The sequence below is a fragment of the Streptomyces sp. NPDC027185 genome, assembly GCF_055567035.1.
Genome location: NZ_JBVHRF010000002.1, coordinates 285,284 through 302,801, shown reverse-complemented (window position 1 = coordinate 302,801; position 17,518 = coordinate 285,284). Strand labels below are relative to the sequence as shown.

The following is a 17,518-nucleotide window of genomic DNA, read 5'->3' as shown; positions in this document are numbered from 1 at the left end:
GGCGCAACAGATTCTCCCCCTCTCCGTTACCTCCTCCCAACCCTCCCCCACCAACACACTCCCGCCCCCCCCCCCCCCCCCCCCGCCGTCGTGTGCGGGTGTCACTGGGAGCCGATGGCCTGAAGCATGTTCAGCTTCGCCGCGCGGCGGGCCGGCCAGGCGGCGGCCAGCAGGCCCACGGCCAGCGCGATCGCCACGAACAGCGCCAGCCGTCCCCACGGCAGCAGCGTGGTGTAGGGCTCCCACTCCGAGCTGAGCAGGGAGCCGCCGGCCCAGGAGAGGAAGAGGCCCACGCCGATGCCGAGCACCGCGCCGAAGAGCGAGATGACGACGGACTCCAGGCGGACCATCTGCTTGATGCCGGTCCGGGCCAGGCCGATGGCGCGCAGCATCCCGATCTCGCGGGTCCGCTCGAACACCGACATCGCCAGGGTGTTGATCACGCCGACCACCGCGATGACGATGGCCATGCCCAGCAGGCCGTAGACCATGTTCACCAGCATGCCGATCGGGCCGGACGCCTCCTGGCGCAGCTCCTCGCGGCTCTGCACCTTCATCAGGGGGCTGTCGCCGAAGGCGTGCCGCAGCTGCGCCGCCATCTTCTCGGACGGGCCGCCGGCCGTCTTGACCAGCACCTTGTCGTCCTGTGCCCGCGGCAGGTGCGCGGCGATCGGCGCCATGTCGGAGAGCGCGTCACCGGCGACGTCGTTGTCCTGGTAGACCGCGGCGATCGTCAGCCGCTCCGACTTCTCGTCGAAGAACCGGCCGCTCACCACGGAGCCGGCGTGCCAGCCGCCTTCCTTCGCAACGGTCTCGGACACCGCGATACCGCCGGGACGGACCGCGTCCAGCGAGCCCTGGACGAAGGTGAGGCGGGTGACCTTGCCGATCGTGGTCAGGTCGGTGCCGTTGAGGTAGAAGGCCCGGCTGCCGGCGATGACGCCGGTACCGCGCAGCGGGGCCATCGCCTCGACGCCGGGCACCTGCGCCGCCTTCGCCGACAGCTTCGGGTCCATACCGGACAGCGTGGACGTGGAGACCTGGTAGTCCGCGGTCATCTGCGTCTCGGTGAGCTGGTCGATGGCGGCCTGTGCGGAGTATCCGGTGACGGTCATGCCGGTGATCAGGGTGAGGCCGATCATCAGCGCCGAGCCGGTCGCGGCGGTGCGGCGCGGGTTGCGCAGCGCGTTCTCCTTGGAGAGCTTGCCGACGGTGCCGAACATCCGGGTGGTGGCCAGCCCGCACAGGGCGACCAGGGGGCGCGACAGCAGCGGCGCCAGGATGATCACGCCGATCATGGTCAGCGCGGAGCCGCCCATCGCGATGGGCAGGTCGTCGCTGGACGTCAGCGTCGAGACCCAGATCATGAGGGCCACACCGATACCGGTGATGACGGCGCCCACGGTGTTGCGCAGCACCAGGCTGCGCGGGGCCGGCTGGGTGTCGACGGTGCTCAGCGCCTCCACCGGCGCGATCTTCGCGGCCTTGCGGGACGGCAGCCACGCGGCCAGGACCGTCACCACGACGCCGGTGGCCAGCGAGGCGAGGACCGCGACGGGACCGATGACGAGCGGGCCGTCCGGGAGCCCGGCGTCGTTGGCGTTGAGCACCGCGCGGATGCCCAGGGCGATGCCGACGCCGAGGGCCATGCCGATGACGGACGCGATCAGACCCAGGACCGTCGCCTCGATGAGGACCGATCGCACCACCTGGCGGCGCGAGGCGCCGACCGCGCGCAGCAGCGCGATCTCGCGGGTGCGCTGGGAGATCAGCATGGTGAAGGTGTTGGCGATGATGAAGACGCCGACGAACAGCGCGATCCCGGCGAAGGTCAGCAGCGTGGTGGTCAGCGCCCTGTTCTGCTCGGCGAGCTGGTCGCTCTGCTCCGCGGCGAGCTGCTTGCCGCTGGTGACGGCGAAGTCGTCCTCGGACGGCATCAGCTCCTTGATCCGGTCGGTCAGCGCCTGCTGGTCGGCGCCGGGATCGGCCGCCACCACCAGCTCGTCGTACTGGCCGGGGTGGAGGTAGAGCCGCTGCGCGGTCGCGGTGTCCAGGAGGGTCAGCGAACCGCCGGCGGTCACCTGCGGGTCGTCGGTGGAGACGAGGCCGACCAGCTTCTTCGTCAGCACCGGGCCGTTGGTGGCGAACCGCACGGAGTCGCCGAGCCGGTAGCCGGCCCGCCGTGCGGTGTCCTCGGCCAGCGCCAGCTCGCCCGCGCCGGACGGGCCGCGGCCGGCGACCAGCGGGTAGCGGCTGTCCTTGCCGTCCTCGCCCGGCTGGTAGTTGACGGCGCGGTTCTGCCACGCGTCGCCGACCGGCTTGCCGTCCTTGCCGGCGATGACCGCCGTACCGGTGATGTCGGTCCGTACGGCGCTCACCCCGGGCAGGGCGCGGATCCGCTCCGCGGACTTGTCGGTGAGGCGGGTGGTGTGGCGGCCGTCCGGGGTGTCGGTGTCCTCCACCGGCATCCCCTGGACGGAGACCGCCACGCCGTCGAGGTTCTTGGCGGAGGCGTTCTTGAGGGCGTCGCCGACGGTGTCGCTGAAGACGAGGGTGCCGGAGACGAAGGCGACGCCGAGGAGGACCGCGAGCACGGTCATCAGCAGTCGGGTCTTGTGCGCGAGGAGATTGCGCACGGCTGTTCGGAACATGGTGTGTCAGTCCTGGGGCCGGGTGCTCGGGCGGGTTGGCGGGGCGGGGCGGCGGGCCGCTGTCACTGCGTACGGCCGCGGCCGTCGAAGCGCCGCATACGGTCCAGCACGGCGTCCGAGGTGGGGTCGTACAGCTCCTCGACGATGCGGCCGTCGGCGAGGAAGACGACGCGGTCGGCGTAGCCCGCGGCGACCGGGTCGTGGGTGACCATCACGACGGTCTGGCCCATGGCGCGCACCGACTCCCGGAGGAAGCCGAGGATCTCGGCGCCGGAGCGGGAGTCGAGGTTGCCGGTCGGCTCGTCCGCGAAGATGATCTCCGGCCGGGCGACCAGGGCGCGGGCGACGGCGACGCGCTGCTGCTGGCCGCCGGAGAGCTGGCTGGGGCGGTGGGTCAGGCGTCCGGACAGGCCGACCGTCTCGATGACCGCGTTCATCCACCGCGGGTCGGGCTTGCGGCCCGCGATGTCCATCGGGAGGGTGATGTTCTCGGCGGCGGTCAGCGTCGGCAGCAGGTTGAACGCCTGGAAGATGAAGCCGATCTTGTCGCGGCGCAGCCGGGTGAGCTTCTTCTCGCTGAGCGAGCCCAGCTCCACGTCCCCGACGCGCACCGAGCCGGAGGAGATCGTGTCGAGCCCGGCCATGCAGTGCATCAGCGTCGACTTGCCGGAGCCGGACGGGCCCATGATCGCGGTGAACTGCCCGGCGGCGAAGTCGACGGAGACCGAGTCCAGCGCCACCACCTGCGTCTCGCCCGCGCCGTAGACCTTGCTGAGGGATGCCGCGCGGGCGGCGATGCCGGGTGTCGCGAGAGTGGGGGTCGGGGCGGCGGCCGGGTGGGACACGGGAACTCCTGGGAACGGGACGGGCGATGTGCTCCCATCCTCGGCCGCGGCACCGCCCCGGGTCGTCGCCCGCTGGGAGTGGAAGCGGTACCGGTCGGAAGTCCCACGCCGGGCCCGCCGGTCCCTCTCAGGGGGGACGGCCGTCCGTCCGGGGAGTGAGGACCACAGGCCCAATCCCGCTCTGTACCAGGGGTCGAGGGGTTGCCACCGCGGGGCGGTCGGCGGGGCGTGCTCGCGCCGGTGCGCCGGTGTGCGGGACGTACCCGCACAACGTGCCCGGGGTGGCGGGGAGTTCCCGGGCGGGCGTCACGGGCGCGGGGCGGCGGGCCGGTCGCCGGGGCCCGCCGGCCGCCGCCGGGGGCGCGTACGCACGCTCCCCGGGCCAGCCGGGGAGCGTGCGGCTGGTCGCGCCGCCCCTCTGTTACCGCTCCGACCAGCGGTAGCGCAGCTCTGGGCGGCCCACCTGGCCGTACTGCGGGGCGCGGGCCGCGCGGCCCGTCTCCACCAGGTGTTCCAGGTAGCGGCGGGCGGTGATCCGGGAGATGCCGACACCGGCGCCGGTCTCGGTGGCCGACAGGCCGTCGGCGGCGGCGCGCAGGGCGTCGGTGACCGCGCGCAGCGTCGCGGAGGTCAGCCCCTTGGGCAGCGCCGCCGGACGCGGGGCGCGCAGCGCGGCGATGGCCCGGTCCACCTCGTCCTGTCCGCTGGCCTCGCCCGCGGTGGAGCGGAACGCGGCGTAGCGCTGGAGCCGGTCGCGCAGCGTGGCGAAGGTGAACGGCTTGAGCAGGTACTGCACCACGCCGAGCGACACACCCTCGCGCACCATCGTCAGATCGCGCGCCGAGGTGACCGCGATGACGTCCGCGCCGTGACCCGCGCCGCGCAGCGTCCGCATCAGCTGGAGCCCGTGACCGTCCGGCAGATACAGGTCGAGCAGGAGCAGATCGACGGTGTGGTGGTCGAGATGGCGGCGGGCGTCGGCCCCGGAGTGCACGGTGCCCGACACGGTGAAACCGGGCACCCGCCCCACGTACAGGGTGTGCGCGTCGGCGGCCACCGGGTCGTCCTCGACGACGAGGACCTTGATGTCGGGGCCGGTCATACGGTGCCTCCGTCCGTCGTGTCCCGCAGCGGCAGCCGGACGGTGAACCGCGCGCCGCCCTCCGGCGCCCGGTCGAGGGTGAGGGTGCCGCCGTTGCGCCGCACCGCCTGCTGTACGAGGGCCAGGCCCAGCCCCCGGCCGCGCCCCGGGGCGCCCGCCGCGGGCCGCTTGCTGCTCCAGCCGCGCCGGAAGATCTCCGCGGCGCTCTCCTCGGGCACGCCGGGCCCGTTGTCCGCCACGCACAGCAGCAGTTCGCCGCCGTCCGGGCGGGCGGTGACGGTGACCCGCGGCGGATCGGCGGGCCCGCCCGAGCCGTCGGCCTCCGGGGGCGCGGCGCCCGAGGTGGCGTCCGGCGCCGCCGCGTCCAGCGCGTTGTCGATGAGGTTGCCCACCACCGTGACCAGGTCCCGGGCGGGCAGGCGCGGCGGCAGCAGCCCGTCGTCGATGCGGCTGTCGCAGGTCAGCACCAGCTCCGCGCCGTGCTCGTTGGCCTGCGCCGCCTTGCCCAGCAGCAGGGCGGCGAGGACCGGTTCGGCGACCGCGCCGACGACCTGGTCGGTCAGCGCCTGCGCCAGCTCCAGCTCGGCGGTGGCGAACTCCACCGCCTCGTCGGCGCGGCCCAGTTCGATCAGCGACACCACCGTGTGCAGCCGGTTGGCGGCCTCGTGCGCCTGCGACCGCAGCGCCTCGGCGAAGCCGCGTACCGAGTCCAACTCGCCGGACAGCGCCTGGAGTTCGGTGTGGTCGCGCAGGGTGATGACGCTGCCGCGGTGCTCCCCGCCGGAGACCGGGGCGGAGTTGACGACCAGCACCCGCTCGTCCGTCAGATGCAGTTCGTCGCGGAGCGGGCCCGGTGCGGTCAGCGCCGCCGCCAGCGGCGCGGGCAGCCCCAGCTCCGCCACCGGACGGCCCACCGCCACACCGTCCACCCCGAGGAGTTCCCGGGCACCGTCGTTGAGCAGCGAGACCCGCCGCTGCCCGTCGAGCATCAGCAGCCCCTCGCGCACCGCGTGCAGCGCCGCCTGGTGGTAGCCGTGCATCCGGCTCAGCTCGGCGGCGTTCATCCCGTGGGTGTGCCGCCGCAACCGGGCGTTGATGACGTACGTGCCGAGCCCGCCCAGCGCCAGCGCCGCCGCGGCGACCCCGAGCAGCGCCAGCACCTGATCGCGCAGCTGCTCGCTGATGGTGGCGATGGTGATGCCGGAGCTGACCAGCGCGGTGATGCGGCCGCCGTGCGCGGGGTCGCGGACCGGCGCGATGACCCGCACCGACGGCCCCAGCACGCCCAGATGCGTCTCCGCGAACGTCTCGCCGCGCAGCGCCCGCGCGGTGTGCCCGAGGTACGTCCCGCCGATCGCGTCCGGCTCGGGGTGCGTCCAGCGGGTGCCGTCCGGCGCCATGACGACGACGAAGTCCACGTCCGCGTCGCGCCGCAGCCGCTCGGTGTACGGCTGGAGCACCGCCGTGGGGTCGGCGGTGCGGGCGGCGGCGATCACCGAGGGCGAGTCGGCGACCGCCGTCGTCACCGCCGTCGTCTGTTGCCGCGCGGTCCTGCTCGCCTGCCGCCCGGCGCTCACGTACGCGAAGACCACGCAGCCCGCGACGACCACGGCCACCAGCAGGACCTGCATGGCGAAGAGCTGCCCGGCGAGGCTGCGGGGACGGCGCGGACGCCAGGGCGAACGCGGGAGGGCGAGGTGCATGCAAACAGTCTGCCCGGTCACTTTTACATGAACGAAATGCACGTAAGGGTGACGCACGCCACACGTGGGGTGCATAGTCGCCGGGATTCGTTGCGCCCGAGCCGCAGATCCGCGCGCAACCGTAGAGCGAGGAGGCAGCCGTGGCTGCAAAGACGCCGCCGTCCGGCGGTACCACCGGGGAGAGCGCGCCGAAGAAGCGGGACCGGACGCATTTCCTCTACATCGCCGTGATCGCCGCGGTGCTGCTCGGTATCGCCGTGGGCTTCATCGCCCCCGGGGTCGCCGTCGAGCTGAAGCCGCTCGGCACCGGGTTCGTGAACCTGATCAAGATGATGATCTCGCCGGTCATCTTCTGCACGATCGTGCTGGGCGTCGGCTCGGTCCGTAAGGCGGCCAAGGTCGGCGCGGTCGGCGGACTCGCCCTCGGCTACTTCATGGTGATGTCCACCGTCGCCCTCGCCATCGGCCTGGTCGTCGGCAACATCCTGGAGCCCGGTTCGGGGCTGCACCTGACCGAGACGGTCCGGCACGCGGGCCAGGCGCAGACCGAGGGCGGCGGCGAGTCCACCGCCGACTTCCTCCTCGGCATGATCCCGAAGACGCTGGTCTCCGCCTTCACCCAGGGCGAGGTCCTCCAGACGCTGCTGGTCGCGCTGCTCGTCGGCTTCGGTCTGCAGTCGCTGGGCAAGGCGGGCGAGCCGGTGCTGCGCGGCGTCGGGCACCTGCAGAAGCTGATCTTCCGGGTGCTGTCGATGATCATGTGGGTGGCGCCGGTCGGTGCCTTCGGCGCCATCGCCGCGGTGGTCGGCGAGACCGGCGTGGACGCGCTGAAGTCGCTCGCCGTGATCATGGTCGGTTTCTACCTCACCTGCCTGCTCTTCGTGATCGTCGTCCTGGGCACGCTGCTGCGCCTCTTCGCCAAGGTGAACATCTTCCTGCTGCTGAAGTACCTGGCGCGGGAGTTCCTGCTGATCCTGTCCACCTCCTCCTCGGAGTCGGCGCTGCCGCGGCTGATCGCCAAGATGGAGCACCTGGGCGTCAGCAAGCCGGTGGTCGGCATCACCGTCCCGACCGGCTACAGCTTCAACCTCGACGGCACCGCCATCTACCTGACGATGTCCGCGCTGTTCGTCGCCGAGGCCATGGGGCAGCCGCTCGCCCTGGGGCAGCAGATCTCCCTCCTCGTCTTCATGATCATCGCGTCGAAGGGCGCCGCCGGTGTCACCGGCGCGGGCCTGGCCACCCTCGCCGGCGGCCTCCAGTCGCACCGCCCCGAACTGGTCGACGGCGTCGGTCTGATCGTCGGCATCGACCGCTTCATGAGCGAGGCGCGGGCGCTCACCAACTTCGCCGGCAACGCCGTCGCCACGGTCCTCATCGGCACCTGGACCAAGGAGATCGACAAGAGCCGGGTGGGCGAGGTCCTCGCCGGCCGCCTCCCCTTCGACGAGGCGACGCTCACCGACGACCACGGTGCACCCGCACCCGCCACCGACGACGCCCCGCACGCGGGCGACGGGACGAAGGAGCCCGCCAAGGTCTGAGGGGTCCGCCGGCCGGGCGGAGGCCGCCGGGGCCGACCGCCTCCGCCGCGGGGCCAGGCGCCGCGCGGAGGCGCCGGGTGTGCCGGGGCGCCGAGGGCCTCCGGGTGTGCCGGGCCGGGGCCGCGGGCCGGGCCGGGTGTGCCGCGCGTGCCGGGCCCCGCGCCGTGTTCCGCCGCCGTACGGGGCGGGTGCCTTCGGGCGCCCGCCCCGTACGGGTTCTCCGCCCCGCTCCGTTTCTCTCTTCCTCCCATCCCACCTGCGGATATGCGGGATGGAGCGGCCGTCTTCCGGCCTTTTCGCGCCTGCGCCGGAGGGCCGTTGTCAGTGGGGTGCGGCACCATGCGGGGGACGGGTTGAGCGCGGCCGGTGTGCACCGGCCGCCGGTGGACGAGGAGCGGGGCATGGGCACATGGGGGACGGGTCCGTTCGGTGGCGACGCCGCGGCGGACCTCGTGGTGCGGCTGGGCGCGCTGCCGGAGAACCGCCGCCTCTTCGCGGTGCGCACGGCGCTGGCCGACGCCGTCGAGGAGCGCTGGTACCTGGACGCGCCGGAGGGTGAGACGGCGGTGGCCGCCGCCGCCCTGCTGGCCGCCGCCCGGCCGGCGGCGGGCGGTACGGCGCCGGGCGGCGCGGGCGGGGCCTGCGCCCCTACGGCGGGCGCGGCCGGAGCCGAGGAGGCCGGTACGGGCGTGGCCGGGGGCGGCGTGGCCGGTGCCGGGGCGGCGGCCGGTGGCGCCACCGGGTGCGGGGCTGCGGCGGTCTCCGTTCCGCGCTGTGTCATACCGCAGCCGCCGCCCGAGCTGACCGGCCTCGCCGTCCGCGCCCTGGACCGGGTGCTCGCCCCCGATTCCGAGCTGGCCGAGCTGTGGGACGCGTCGGACGCCGGACCGCAGTGGCGCGCCTCGGTCGCCGGACTGCGGGCCGCGCTCGGACCGGCCGCCGAGCGGGTCTGACCGCTGCCGGGGCGGGGCCCGGCCGGGGCGGCGGTCTCCCGGTGTGCCGGGCGGCCCCGCGCTGCCGGGCCGGGTGTGCCGGGCGGCCCGGCACACCGTGGTCCGTCCGCCCGCGGTCGCCCTCACTCCGGGCGCAGCCAGAGCGTCGCCAGCGGCGGCAGGGTGACGGTGAGCGAGCTCTCCCTGCCGTGCGCGGGCACCGGCTCCGGGGTCAGCGGGCCGGGGTTGCCGACCCCGCCGCCGCCGTAGCGCGCGGCGTCGGTGTTCAGCACCTCGTGCCAGGTGGTGGCGGGGTCCGGGACGCCGAGCCGGTAGCCCTCGCGGACCACGGGGGAGTAGTGGGCGACGGCCAGCAGCGGGGAGCCGTCGGCGGCGAAGCGAAGGAAGGCGAAGACGTTGTCCTCGGCGGCGTCCGCGTCGACCCACGCGAAGCCCGCCGGATCGGCGTCCCGCTCCCACAGCGCGGGCGCCGCCGCGTAGCCCCGGTTCAGCTCGCGCACCAGGTCCCGCACCCCGCGGTGGTCCGGCTCCGCCGCGTACGACGGGTCCAGCAGCCACCAGTCCGGGCCGTGCCGCTCGGCCCACTCCGCACCCTGGGCGAACTCCTGCCCCATGAAGAGGAGCTGCTTGCCGGGGTGGGCCCACATGTGGCCGAGGTAGGCCCGGTGGGTGGCCCGCTGCTGCCACCAGTCGCCCGGCATCTTGGAGACCAGCGACCCCTTGCCGTGCACCACCTCGTCGTGCGAGATCGGCAGCAGATAGTTCTCGGCGTACGCGTAGACCATCGGGAAGGTCATCTCGCCGTGGTGGTAGCGGCGGTGCACCGGCTCCTTGGCGGCGTACCCGAGGGAGTCGTGCATCCAGCCCATGTTCCACTTCAGGTCGAAACCCAGCCCGCCCAGGCCGCTCTGCCCCGGCTCGTCGGGGGCGCGGGTGACGCCCTCCCAGGCGGTGGACTCCTCGGCGACGGTGACCACACCGGGGCAGCGGCGGTGCAGGGTGGCGTTCAGCTGCTGGAGGAAGGCGACGGCGTCGAGGTTCTCCCGCCCGCCGTGGACGTTCGGCGTCCAGCCGCCCGGCGCCCGCGAGTAGTCGAGGTGGAGCATCGACGCGACGGCGTCCACCCGCAGCCCGTCGATGTGGAACTCCTCGCACCAGTACACCGCGTTGGCGACGAGGAAGGCGCGGACCTCGGCCCGCCCGTAGTCGAACTCCAGCGTCCCCCAGTCCGGGTGCGCGGCCCGCTGCGGGTCCGGATGCTCGTACAGCGGCCGCCCGTCGAACTCCGCCAGCGCCCAGTCGTCGCGCGGGAAGTGCGCGGGCACCCAGTCGATCAGCACCCCGATCCCCGCGCGATGCAGCGCGTCGACGAGATACCGGAAGTCGTCCGGGGTGCCCATCCGGGCGGTCGGCGCGTAGTAGCCGGTGACCTGGTAGCCCCAGGAGCCGCCGAAGGGGTGCTCGGTCGGCGGCATGAACTCCACATGCGTGAAGCCGAGGTCCTGGACGTACGCGGGCAGCTGCGCGGCGAGTTGGCGGTACGTCAGCCCGGGGCGCCAGGACGGCAGGTGCACCTCGTAGACGGAGAACGGCGCGGTGTGCGGCGGCCGGGCGCCGCGCGCGGCCATCCAGGCGCCGTCCCGCCACCGGTGGTGCGCGGCGTCGACGACCGAGGCGGTGGCCGGCGGGCACTCCGTGCGCCGGGCCATCGGGTCGGCGCGCAGCGTGTGCGAACCGTCCGGCCGGACGATCTCGAACTTGTACAGCTCACCCGCGCCGACACCGGGCAGGAACAGCTCCCACACCCCCGAGGCGCCCAGCGACCGCATCGGGAAGGCGGTGCCGTCCCAGTGGTTGAAGTCGCCGAGGACGCGTACCCCGCGCGCGTTCGGCGCCCAGACGGTGAAGCGCGTGCCGGTGGCGCCCTGATGCGTCAGGACACGGGCGCCGAGCGCCCGCCACAGCTCCTCGTGCCGCCCCTCGCCCAGCAGCCGCAGATCCGGCTCGCCCAGCGCCGGCAGGAAACCGTACGGATCGCGGACCGTCAGGACGGCGTCCGGATACCCCACCCGCAGCTCGTACGCGGGGACGGCGTCCAGTGGCAGCACCCCGGCGAACAGCCCGTCCCCCTCGGGCCGCAGCACGGCCCGCCGCTCCCCGGTGACGACCGCGACCTCCCGGGCGTGCGGCCGCAGCACCCGGAAGAGCACCCCGCCGGGCACCGGCCGTGCCCCGAGCACGGCGTGCGGATCGTGGTGCGCCCCGGCCAGCAGCCGGGCGCGTTCCGCATCGGGGAGGGGGTCGGCCGCCCGTACCTCCGGGCCGGGTGCGCCGTCGAGCGGTCCCCCCGCGCCGGCGAGGTCTGCGGCCGCACCGGCGACCGGCTCCGGTGCGGCGCCCGTGGGGCCGGGCGCGCCGGACGGCGCCGGGCGCCGGGCCCGCGACACGGGCTCCGCGCCCGGCGCGGCGGCGTCCCCGCCCGCCTCCTGGGCGGTGCCCGGCGGCGCGGGAGCGGGGCTGCGGGTCGGCGGACGGACGGTCATGGGCGGCCTCCTGGACGCGGCGTCGACGGATGACGGGAACGGCGGACGGGACGGGGCAATCACGGGCCACGGCATGCGGCACCCCGGTGACCTGCGGGGACGCGGGTCCCGCCACCGCGAGCCCCTGGCGTCGTCCACGGGCGCGGGACCCCGGTGCCGGGACCCCGGTGCCGGGAGACGGCGCGTCCTCGGGACGTCCCGGCCGGGCGTACCGGGGACGCCCGGCGGTGCCCGCGGGGCCGGCCCCGGCGGCCCGCCCCGGCGAGCGGCGCCCGGGGGCACGGGCCCGGCGTCCCGCCCCGCCCGGGACTCTCACCCGCCGCCGGCCAGCCGCCGTACCGCGGCCATCGGGACCGGCAGCCAGTCGGGGCGGTGCCGGGCCTCGTACAGGACCTCGTAGACGGCCTTGTCGGTCTCGTAGGCGCGCAGCAGTTCCGGGGCCGCGCACGGGTCGGGGCCGCCGCCCTCCGCGTAGCCGCGGCAGTACGCCTCCCGGGTGCGGCGCGCCCACTCCAGGGACCAGGTGTCGCCGCCCGAGGGGCCGCTGCGGGCCGCGTAGTCGAAGGAGCGGAGCATCGCCGCGACATCACGGACCGCCGGCTGCGGGCGGCGCCGCTCGGCCAGCGGACGGGCCGGTTCCCCCTCGAAGTCGATCAGCGACCAGCGGCCGGGGCCCCGGGCCGGGCGGAGCGTCTGGCCCAGGTGCAGATCGCCGTGGATACGCTGCGCCGGCCAGCTGCCGCCGCCCCGCCCGGCGACGGTGAGCGCGTCGAACGCGGCGCGCAGCCCGGTACGGTACGGCCGCAGACCGGGCACCGCGCGGGCGGTGGTCTCCAGCCGGGCCCGCATCCCCGCCGCGATGGACTCCAGCTGCGGACGGCGCAGCGCGGCGGTGGGCAGCGCCCGCGCGAGCGCGGTGTGCACCTCGGCGGTGGCGCGGCCCAGGGAGCGGGCCGGGGCGGTGAAGTCGGCGCGTCCGGTCAGCGCCGCCCGCGCCAGCTGCCAGCCGTCCGCATAGCCCGGCAGGAACGGCTGGAGCACGCCCAGCGTCGTCGGCTCGGCGCCGCCGCCCGGGGGACGGGCCTCGAACCACGCGACGGGCGCGGGCACCCGCGGGCACCCCGCCCCGGCCAGTGCGCGCGACAGCTCCAGATCCGGGTTGAGCCCCGGTGTGACCTGCCGGAAGACCTTGAGGATCAGCGTCTCGCCGTAGACCAGGGAGGTGTGGGACTGCTCCGCGGTGAGCGGCCGGCCGGACAGCCGGGGCGGGATCGCGGCGCCCGCCTCGCGGTGGAAGTCCAGCGCCCCGATCCGGCCCGGCAACCGCAGCCGCTCCAGCAGCAGCCCGCACAGGCGCCCGTCGAGCAGCGCGTCGTGGACGGCGTGGCCGCGCAGCGGGCCGCCGGCCGGGCGGCCGATCAGCGCGGGCGCCAGTCGCGGCGGCAGCTCCCGGCCCACCCCCAGCAGCAGTTGGTAGCAGTCGCCGCCGGGTGGCGCACCGGCCGCCGGCGCCGCGGCCTGCGCCACCCGGATCAGCAGATGGAGCAGGCCGGGCGGGCCGCCGGCGGCGGCGCGGGGCAGCAGTTCGGTCGCGGAGAGCAGGGTGAAGCCGGTGATCAGCCGTCCGTGCCCGGCGAACCACCGCCGCGTGGGCAGCCAGTCGGCGAGCAGCGGCGCGAGCGAGGACAGCAGATCGGGCGCGGCGGTGAGCGGCGGCCCGCCGGATCTGGGCGGAGCACCGGTCGAGGCGGGGTCCGGCATGGGGGCGCGTCCTTTCCCGGGGCACTCGACAGGTCGTGCAAAGTGTCCAGGAATGTCGCGTTCTCCGGGTGGCGACGCGGGTGGCGTACGCCCGGACGGACCCCGGAGGGAGTCCCGGCGGCGGGCCCGTACGGGACGCGCGCCGGGCGGGTCGCACCGCTTGCGCCGCCGGGCCCGCCGTCCCGCCCGCGCGGGGCGGGGCGGGCCGTCCCCGCCCCGCGTCAGACCGCGTTGCGGCGCAGCCGGAACCAGTAGAAGCCGTGGCCCGCCAGCGTCAGCGGATACGGCTGCGCGCCGATCGGCGGGAAATGCACGCCGCCGATCAACTCCACCGGATGGCGTCCGGAGAATTCCGTCAGATCCAGTTCCGTCGGCTGGGCGAAGCGCGAGAAATTGTGGACGCACAGGACGAGATCGTCGTCCGCTCCGTTCTCGCCGGGTGCGGCCCGCAGAAAGGCGAGAACCGCCGGATTGGTGGAGGGGAGTTCGGTGTAGCTGCCGAGTCCGAACGCCGGATTCTGTTTCCGGATCTCGATCATCCGGCGGGTCCAGTGCAGCAGCGACGACGGGGAACTCATCGCGGCTTCGACATTGGTGACCTGATATCCGTGGACCGGGTCCATGATGGTCGGCAGGGTGAGCCGCCCGGGGTCACAGGAGGAGAATCCCGCATTGCGGTCCGGGGTCCACTGCATCGGGGTGCGGACCGCGTCGCGGTCGCCGAGCCAGATGTTGTCCCCCATGCCGATCTCGTCGCCGTAGTAGAGAATCGGCGAGCCCGGCAGGGAGAGCAGCAGGGCGGTGAAGAGTTCGATCTGGTTGCGGTCGTTGTCGAGGAGCGGGGCGAGGCGGCGGCGGATACCGATATTGGCCCGCATACGCGGGTCCTTGGCGTACTCCGCGTACATGTAGTCGCGCTCTTCGTCGGTGACCATTTCGAGGGTCAGCTCGTCGTGGTTGCGCAGGAAGATGCCCCACTGGCAGCCGGACGGGATCGCCGGGGTCTTGGCGAGGATTTCCGACACCGGATAGCGCGATTCGCGGCGCACCGCCATGAAGATGCGCGGCATGACGGGGAAGTGGAACGCCATATGGCATTCATCGCCGCCGCTGCCGTAGTCGCCGAAGTAGTCGACGACGTCCTCGGGCCACTGGTTCGCCTCCGCCAGTAGCACGGTGTCCGGGTAATGCGCGTCGATCTCGGCGCGGACCCGCTTGAGGAAGGCGTGCGAGCGCGGCAGGTTCTCGCAGGTCGTGCCCTCCTCGGCGTAGAGGTACGGGACCGCGTCGAGCCGGAAGCCGTCGATGCCCAGGTCCAGCCAGAACCGCAGTGCGGAAATCATCTCCTCCTGGACCGCAGGGTTCTCGTAGTTGAGGTCCGGCTGATGCGAGAAGAAGCGGTGCCAGTAGTACTGCTTGCGCACCGGGTCGAAGGTCCAGTTGGACGCCTCGGTGTCGACGAAGATGATGCGCGCGTCGGCGTACTGCTTGTCGTCGTCTGCCCAGACGTAGTAATCGCCGTAGGGCCCTTCGGGGTCCGTGCGGGAGGACTGGAACCACGGGTGCTGGTCGCTGGTGTGGTTCATCACCATGTCGATGATGACCCGCATACCGCGCTGGTGGGCGGCGTCGACGAATTCCACGAAATCGGCGAGGTCGCCGAATTCTTCGAGCACCGCGGTGTAGTCGGCGACGTCGTAACCGCCGTCCCGCAGCGGTGACTTGAAGAACGGTGGGAGCCAGAGGCAGTCCACGCCCAGCCATTGCAGATAATCGAGCCGCGAGGTGAGGCCCTTGAGGTCGCCGACACCGTCTCCGTTGCTGTCCTGGAAGGAACGGACCAGGACCTCGTAGAAGACGGCGCGTTTGAACCATTCCGGATCACGGTCCTTTTCCGGTGTGTCCTCGAACGTGTCGTGCACGGGCTCGTTGACGATCAATTGGGTGACCCTCCGATCGGTGAGGACGGTCGCAGGGACAGTACGTGCGCGGGCGCGGGCGACTGGCCCGGATCGAGCCGTACATAGTTGTCCCTGCCCCAGTGGTAGGTGTCGCCGGTGAGCTCGTCGCGCACCGGGAAGGAATCGTCCCGGCCGAGGCCGAGTTCCGGCATGTTCAACGAGACCGTGGCCTCCTGGGTGTGGTGTGGATCAAGGTTCACCACGGTCAGGACGGTATCGGCGCGGTGATCGCGGCCCGCGCGTTTGGAATAGGCGAGGACCGCGTCGTTGTCGGTGTGATGGAAATGCAGCCGCCGCAGTTGCTGAAGGGCGAGGTGGCGGCGGCGGATCCGGTTGAGCGTGGTGAGCAGCGGCGCCAGGCTGTTGCCGTCCCGGGCGGCTGCCGCCCAGTCACGTGGCCGCAGCTGGTACTTCTCGGAGTCGAGGTACTCCTCGCTGCCCGGCTCCGCGGGCCGGTCCTCGTACAGCTCGTAGCCCGCGTAGACGCCCCAGCTGGGGGAGAGGGTGGCGGCCAGCACCGCGCGGACGGCGAAGGCGGGGCGCCCGCCGCCTTGGAGGTAGCCGTGCAGGATGTCCGGGGTGTTGACGAAGAGGTTGGGCCGCAGATACGCGGCGCTCGCGCCGGCGAGTTCGGTGAGGTACTCGGTCAGCTCCCGCTTGGTGTTCCGCCAGGTGAAGTACGTGTACGACTGCTGGAACCCGGCGCGGGCCAGCGCGTGGACCATCGCGGGGCGGGTGAACGCCTCGGCGAGGAAGATCACATCGGGGTCGGTGCGGCCGATGGCGCCGATCACCGTCTCCCAGAAGTGCACCGGTTTGGTGTGCGGATTGTCGACCCGGAAGATCCGCACCCCCTTGTCCATCCAGAAGCGCAGCAGCCGCTCGGTCTCGCGGACCAGCCCCGGGAAGTCGGTGTCGAAGTCGAGCGGATGGATGTCCTGGTACGTCTTGGGCGGGTTCTCGGCGCAGGCGATCGAGCCGTCGGCGCGGTGGCGGAACCACTCCGGGTGCCGGGTGAGCCAGGGATGGTCCGGCGAGCACTGGAGCGCGAAGTCGAGGGCGACCTCCATCCGCAGGTCACGGGCGGTGCGCACGAAGTGGTCGAAGTCCTCGAAGGTGCCGAGGTCCGGGTGGAGCGCGTCGTGTCCGCCGGCCGCCGAACCGATGGCCCAGGGGGAGCCCACGTCGTGCGGCCCGGCGGTCAGGGAGTTGTTGGGGCCCTTGCGGTGGGTGGTGCCGATGGGGTGGACGGGCGGGAGGTAGACCACGTCGAACCCCATCGCGGCGACGGCCGGCAGCCGCTCGGCGGCGGTGCGCAGGGTGCCGCTGATCAGCGTCCCGTCCGGCCCTGCGGTGGCACCCTCGGAGCGCGGGAACAGCTCGTACCACGATCCGTACAGCGCCCGGCGGCGTTCGACGAGGAGCGGCAGCGGGTCCGCGACGGTGAGCAGAGTGCGCAGGGGGTGGCGGGCGAGCGCGTCGGTGACGGCGGGGGCGGTGGCAGCGGCGAGGCGGTCGGCGGGCGGTGCGGTGGTGGCGCGCAGCGCGTCGGCGGCGGCGAGCACCGCCTCCCGCCCGGCCTTCTTGGGGACGCCGTCGGCGGCGCGTTCCAGCAGGTCGGCGCCTTCGTGGAGGGTGAGTTCGAGGTCCGGTGCGGCGGGGAGCTTCGCGGCGGCGGCGCGGCGCCAGGTGGTGACGGGGTCGGCCCACGCCTCGACGGTGTACGTCCAGCGGCCCTCGGCGTCGGGGGTGATCTCGGCGGTGAACCGGTCGGTGCCCGGGAGGAGTTCGGCCATCGGGGCCGGCGGGCGGCTGCGGCCCGCCGGATCGGTCAGTACGACATGGGCGGCGACGGCGCCGTGGCCCTCGCGGAAGACGGTGGCCGAGACGTCGAAGCTCTCGCCCGTCACCGCCTTCGCGGGGCGGCCGTCGTCGAGCCGGGGGCGGATGTCCAGGACAGGGATACGACCGATCATGGGCTCACCAGAGAATCGTCAGGTTTTGCCGGAATTTCTCCTTTCTATCCGTTCCTCTGGGGGAGCCGGTGTGCGAGGGGCGAGGGGCCTGCCGCCTTCACCCGGTTGGCGGCCGGAGCGGAGCCGATCGGCCCGCGCCCGCGGACCACGAGGCGGGGTGGCCCGGGGTGGCCCGCGGCGGCGCGGCGAGAAGGGTGGAACGGCGGGGACGCTGGAACGGCAGCCTGGAACGCCGGAACACGAGAGGGGTGGAACGGGCCGGAACGCACGAACGCCACGGGTGCGGGAACACCGGGAACACCGGGAACACCGGGAACGCCGGGAACGCCGGGAACGCCGGGACCGGCTGGAACGACCGGAACACCGGCGCCCCCGGAACGCGGGAACGGCGGAACGGCCGGGGAGAGGATCCCCGGCCGTTCCGCCGTTCTCGGGGCGCCGGCCGTTCCCGGGGACACGTCACAGGGGTCCCGGGTGGG

Annotated in this window: 10 protein-coding genes; 2 read left to right on the top strand and 8 right to left on the bottom strand. The window is 73.7% G+C overall.

Annotated features, from left to right (window positions below):
• Positions 1-101: 101 nt before the first annotated feature.
• From ACZ4M8_RS06535 to ACZ4M8_RS06520, 4 genes are all read right to left on the bottom strand, one after another.
• Positions 102-2,651 carry an ABC transporter permease gene (locus ACZ4M8_RS06535; protein WP_467603872.1) on the bottom strand — a complete coding sequence of 850 codons (2,550 nt, stop codon included), beginning with the start codon at positions 2,649-2,651 and terminating at the stop codon, positions 102-104.
• A 62-nt stretch (positions 2,652-2,713) separates the two neighbouring features.
• The gene (locus tag ACZ4M8_RS06530) at positions 2,714-3,496 is read right to left on the bottom strand and encodes an ABC transporter ATP-binding protein (RefSeq protein WP_467603870.1); all 783 of its coding nucleotides are present in this window, start codon (positions 3,494-3,496) and stop codon (positions 2,714-2,716) included.
• A gap of 421 nt (positions 3,497-3,917) precedes the next feature.
• A complete protein-coding gene (locus ACZ4M8_RS06525; RefSeq protein WP_467603868.1) occupies positions 3,918-4,598 on the bottom strand; it encodes a response regulator in 681 nt (226 codons plus the stop codon).
• Positions 4,595-6,301, bottom strand: coding sequence for a sensor histidine kinase (locus tag ACZ4M8_RS06520; RefSeq protein ID WP_467603865.1), 1,707 nt, complete (start codon positions 6,299-6,301; stop codon positions 4,595-4,597). Before ACZ4M8_RS06520 ends, ACZ4M8_RS06525 begins: the two co-directional genes overlap by 4 nt.
• A 140-nt stretch (positions 6,302-6,441) precedes the next feature.
• On the opposite strand from ACZ4M8_RS06520, the gene ACZ4M8_RS06515 reads away from it, so the two are divergent.
• Entirely contained in the window at positions 6,442-7,845 is a 1,404-nt protein-coding gene (locus ACZ4M8_RS06515) for a cation:dicarboxylate symporter family transporter (protein WP_467603863.1), read from the top strand.
• A 401-nt stretch (positions 7,846-8,246) separates the two neighbouring features.
• Complete coding sequence (locus ACZ4M8_RS06510) at positions 8,247-8,798, top strand: DUF4259 domain-containing protein (protein ID WP_467603861.1); 552 nt, start codon at positions 8,247-8,249, stop codon at positions 8,796-8,798.
• A 122-nt stretch (positions 8,799-8,920) separates the two neighbouring features.
• On the opposite strand, the gene glgB is transcribed toward ACZ4M8_RS06510, so the two are convergent.
• From glgB to ACZ4M8_RS06490, 4 genes are all read right to left on the bottom strand, one after another.
• Positions 8,921-11,341 (bottom strand): 1,4-alpha-glucan branching enzyme, encoded by a 2,421-nt coding sequence (gene glgB, locus ACZ4M8_RS06505; protein ID WP_467603859.1) that lies wholly within the window; start codon positions 11,339-11,341, stop codon positions 8,921-8,923.
• 312 nt (positions 11,342-11,653) lie between these two features.
• On the bottom strand, positions 11,654-13,102 hold the full coding sequence (locus tag ACZ4M8_RS06500; protein WP_467603858.1) for a maltokinase N-terminal cap-like domain-containing protein: 1,449 nt from the start codon (positions 13,100-13,102) through the stop codon (positions 11,654-11,656).
• A gap of 221 nt (positions 13,103-13,323) precedes the next feature.
• Positions 13,324-15,042 carry a maltose alpha-D-glucosyltransferase gene (gene treS / locus ACZ4M8_RS06495; protein ID WP_467603855.1) on the bottom strand — a complete coding sequence of 573 codons (1,719 nt, stop codon included), beginning with the start codon at positions 15,040-15,042 and terminating at the stop codon, positions 13,324-13,326.
• Positions 15,039-17,039: an alpha-1,4-glucan--maltose-1-phosphate maltosyltransferase gene (locus tag ACZ4M8_RS06490; RefSeq protein ID WP_467603854.1), complete on the bottom strand. Its 2,001-nt coding sequence runs from the start codon at positions 17,037-17,039 to the stop codon at positions 15,039-15,041. Before ACZ4M8_RS06490 ends, treS begins: the two co-directional genes overlap by 4 nt.
• Positions 17,040-17,518 lie beyond the last annotated feature (479 nt).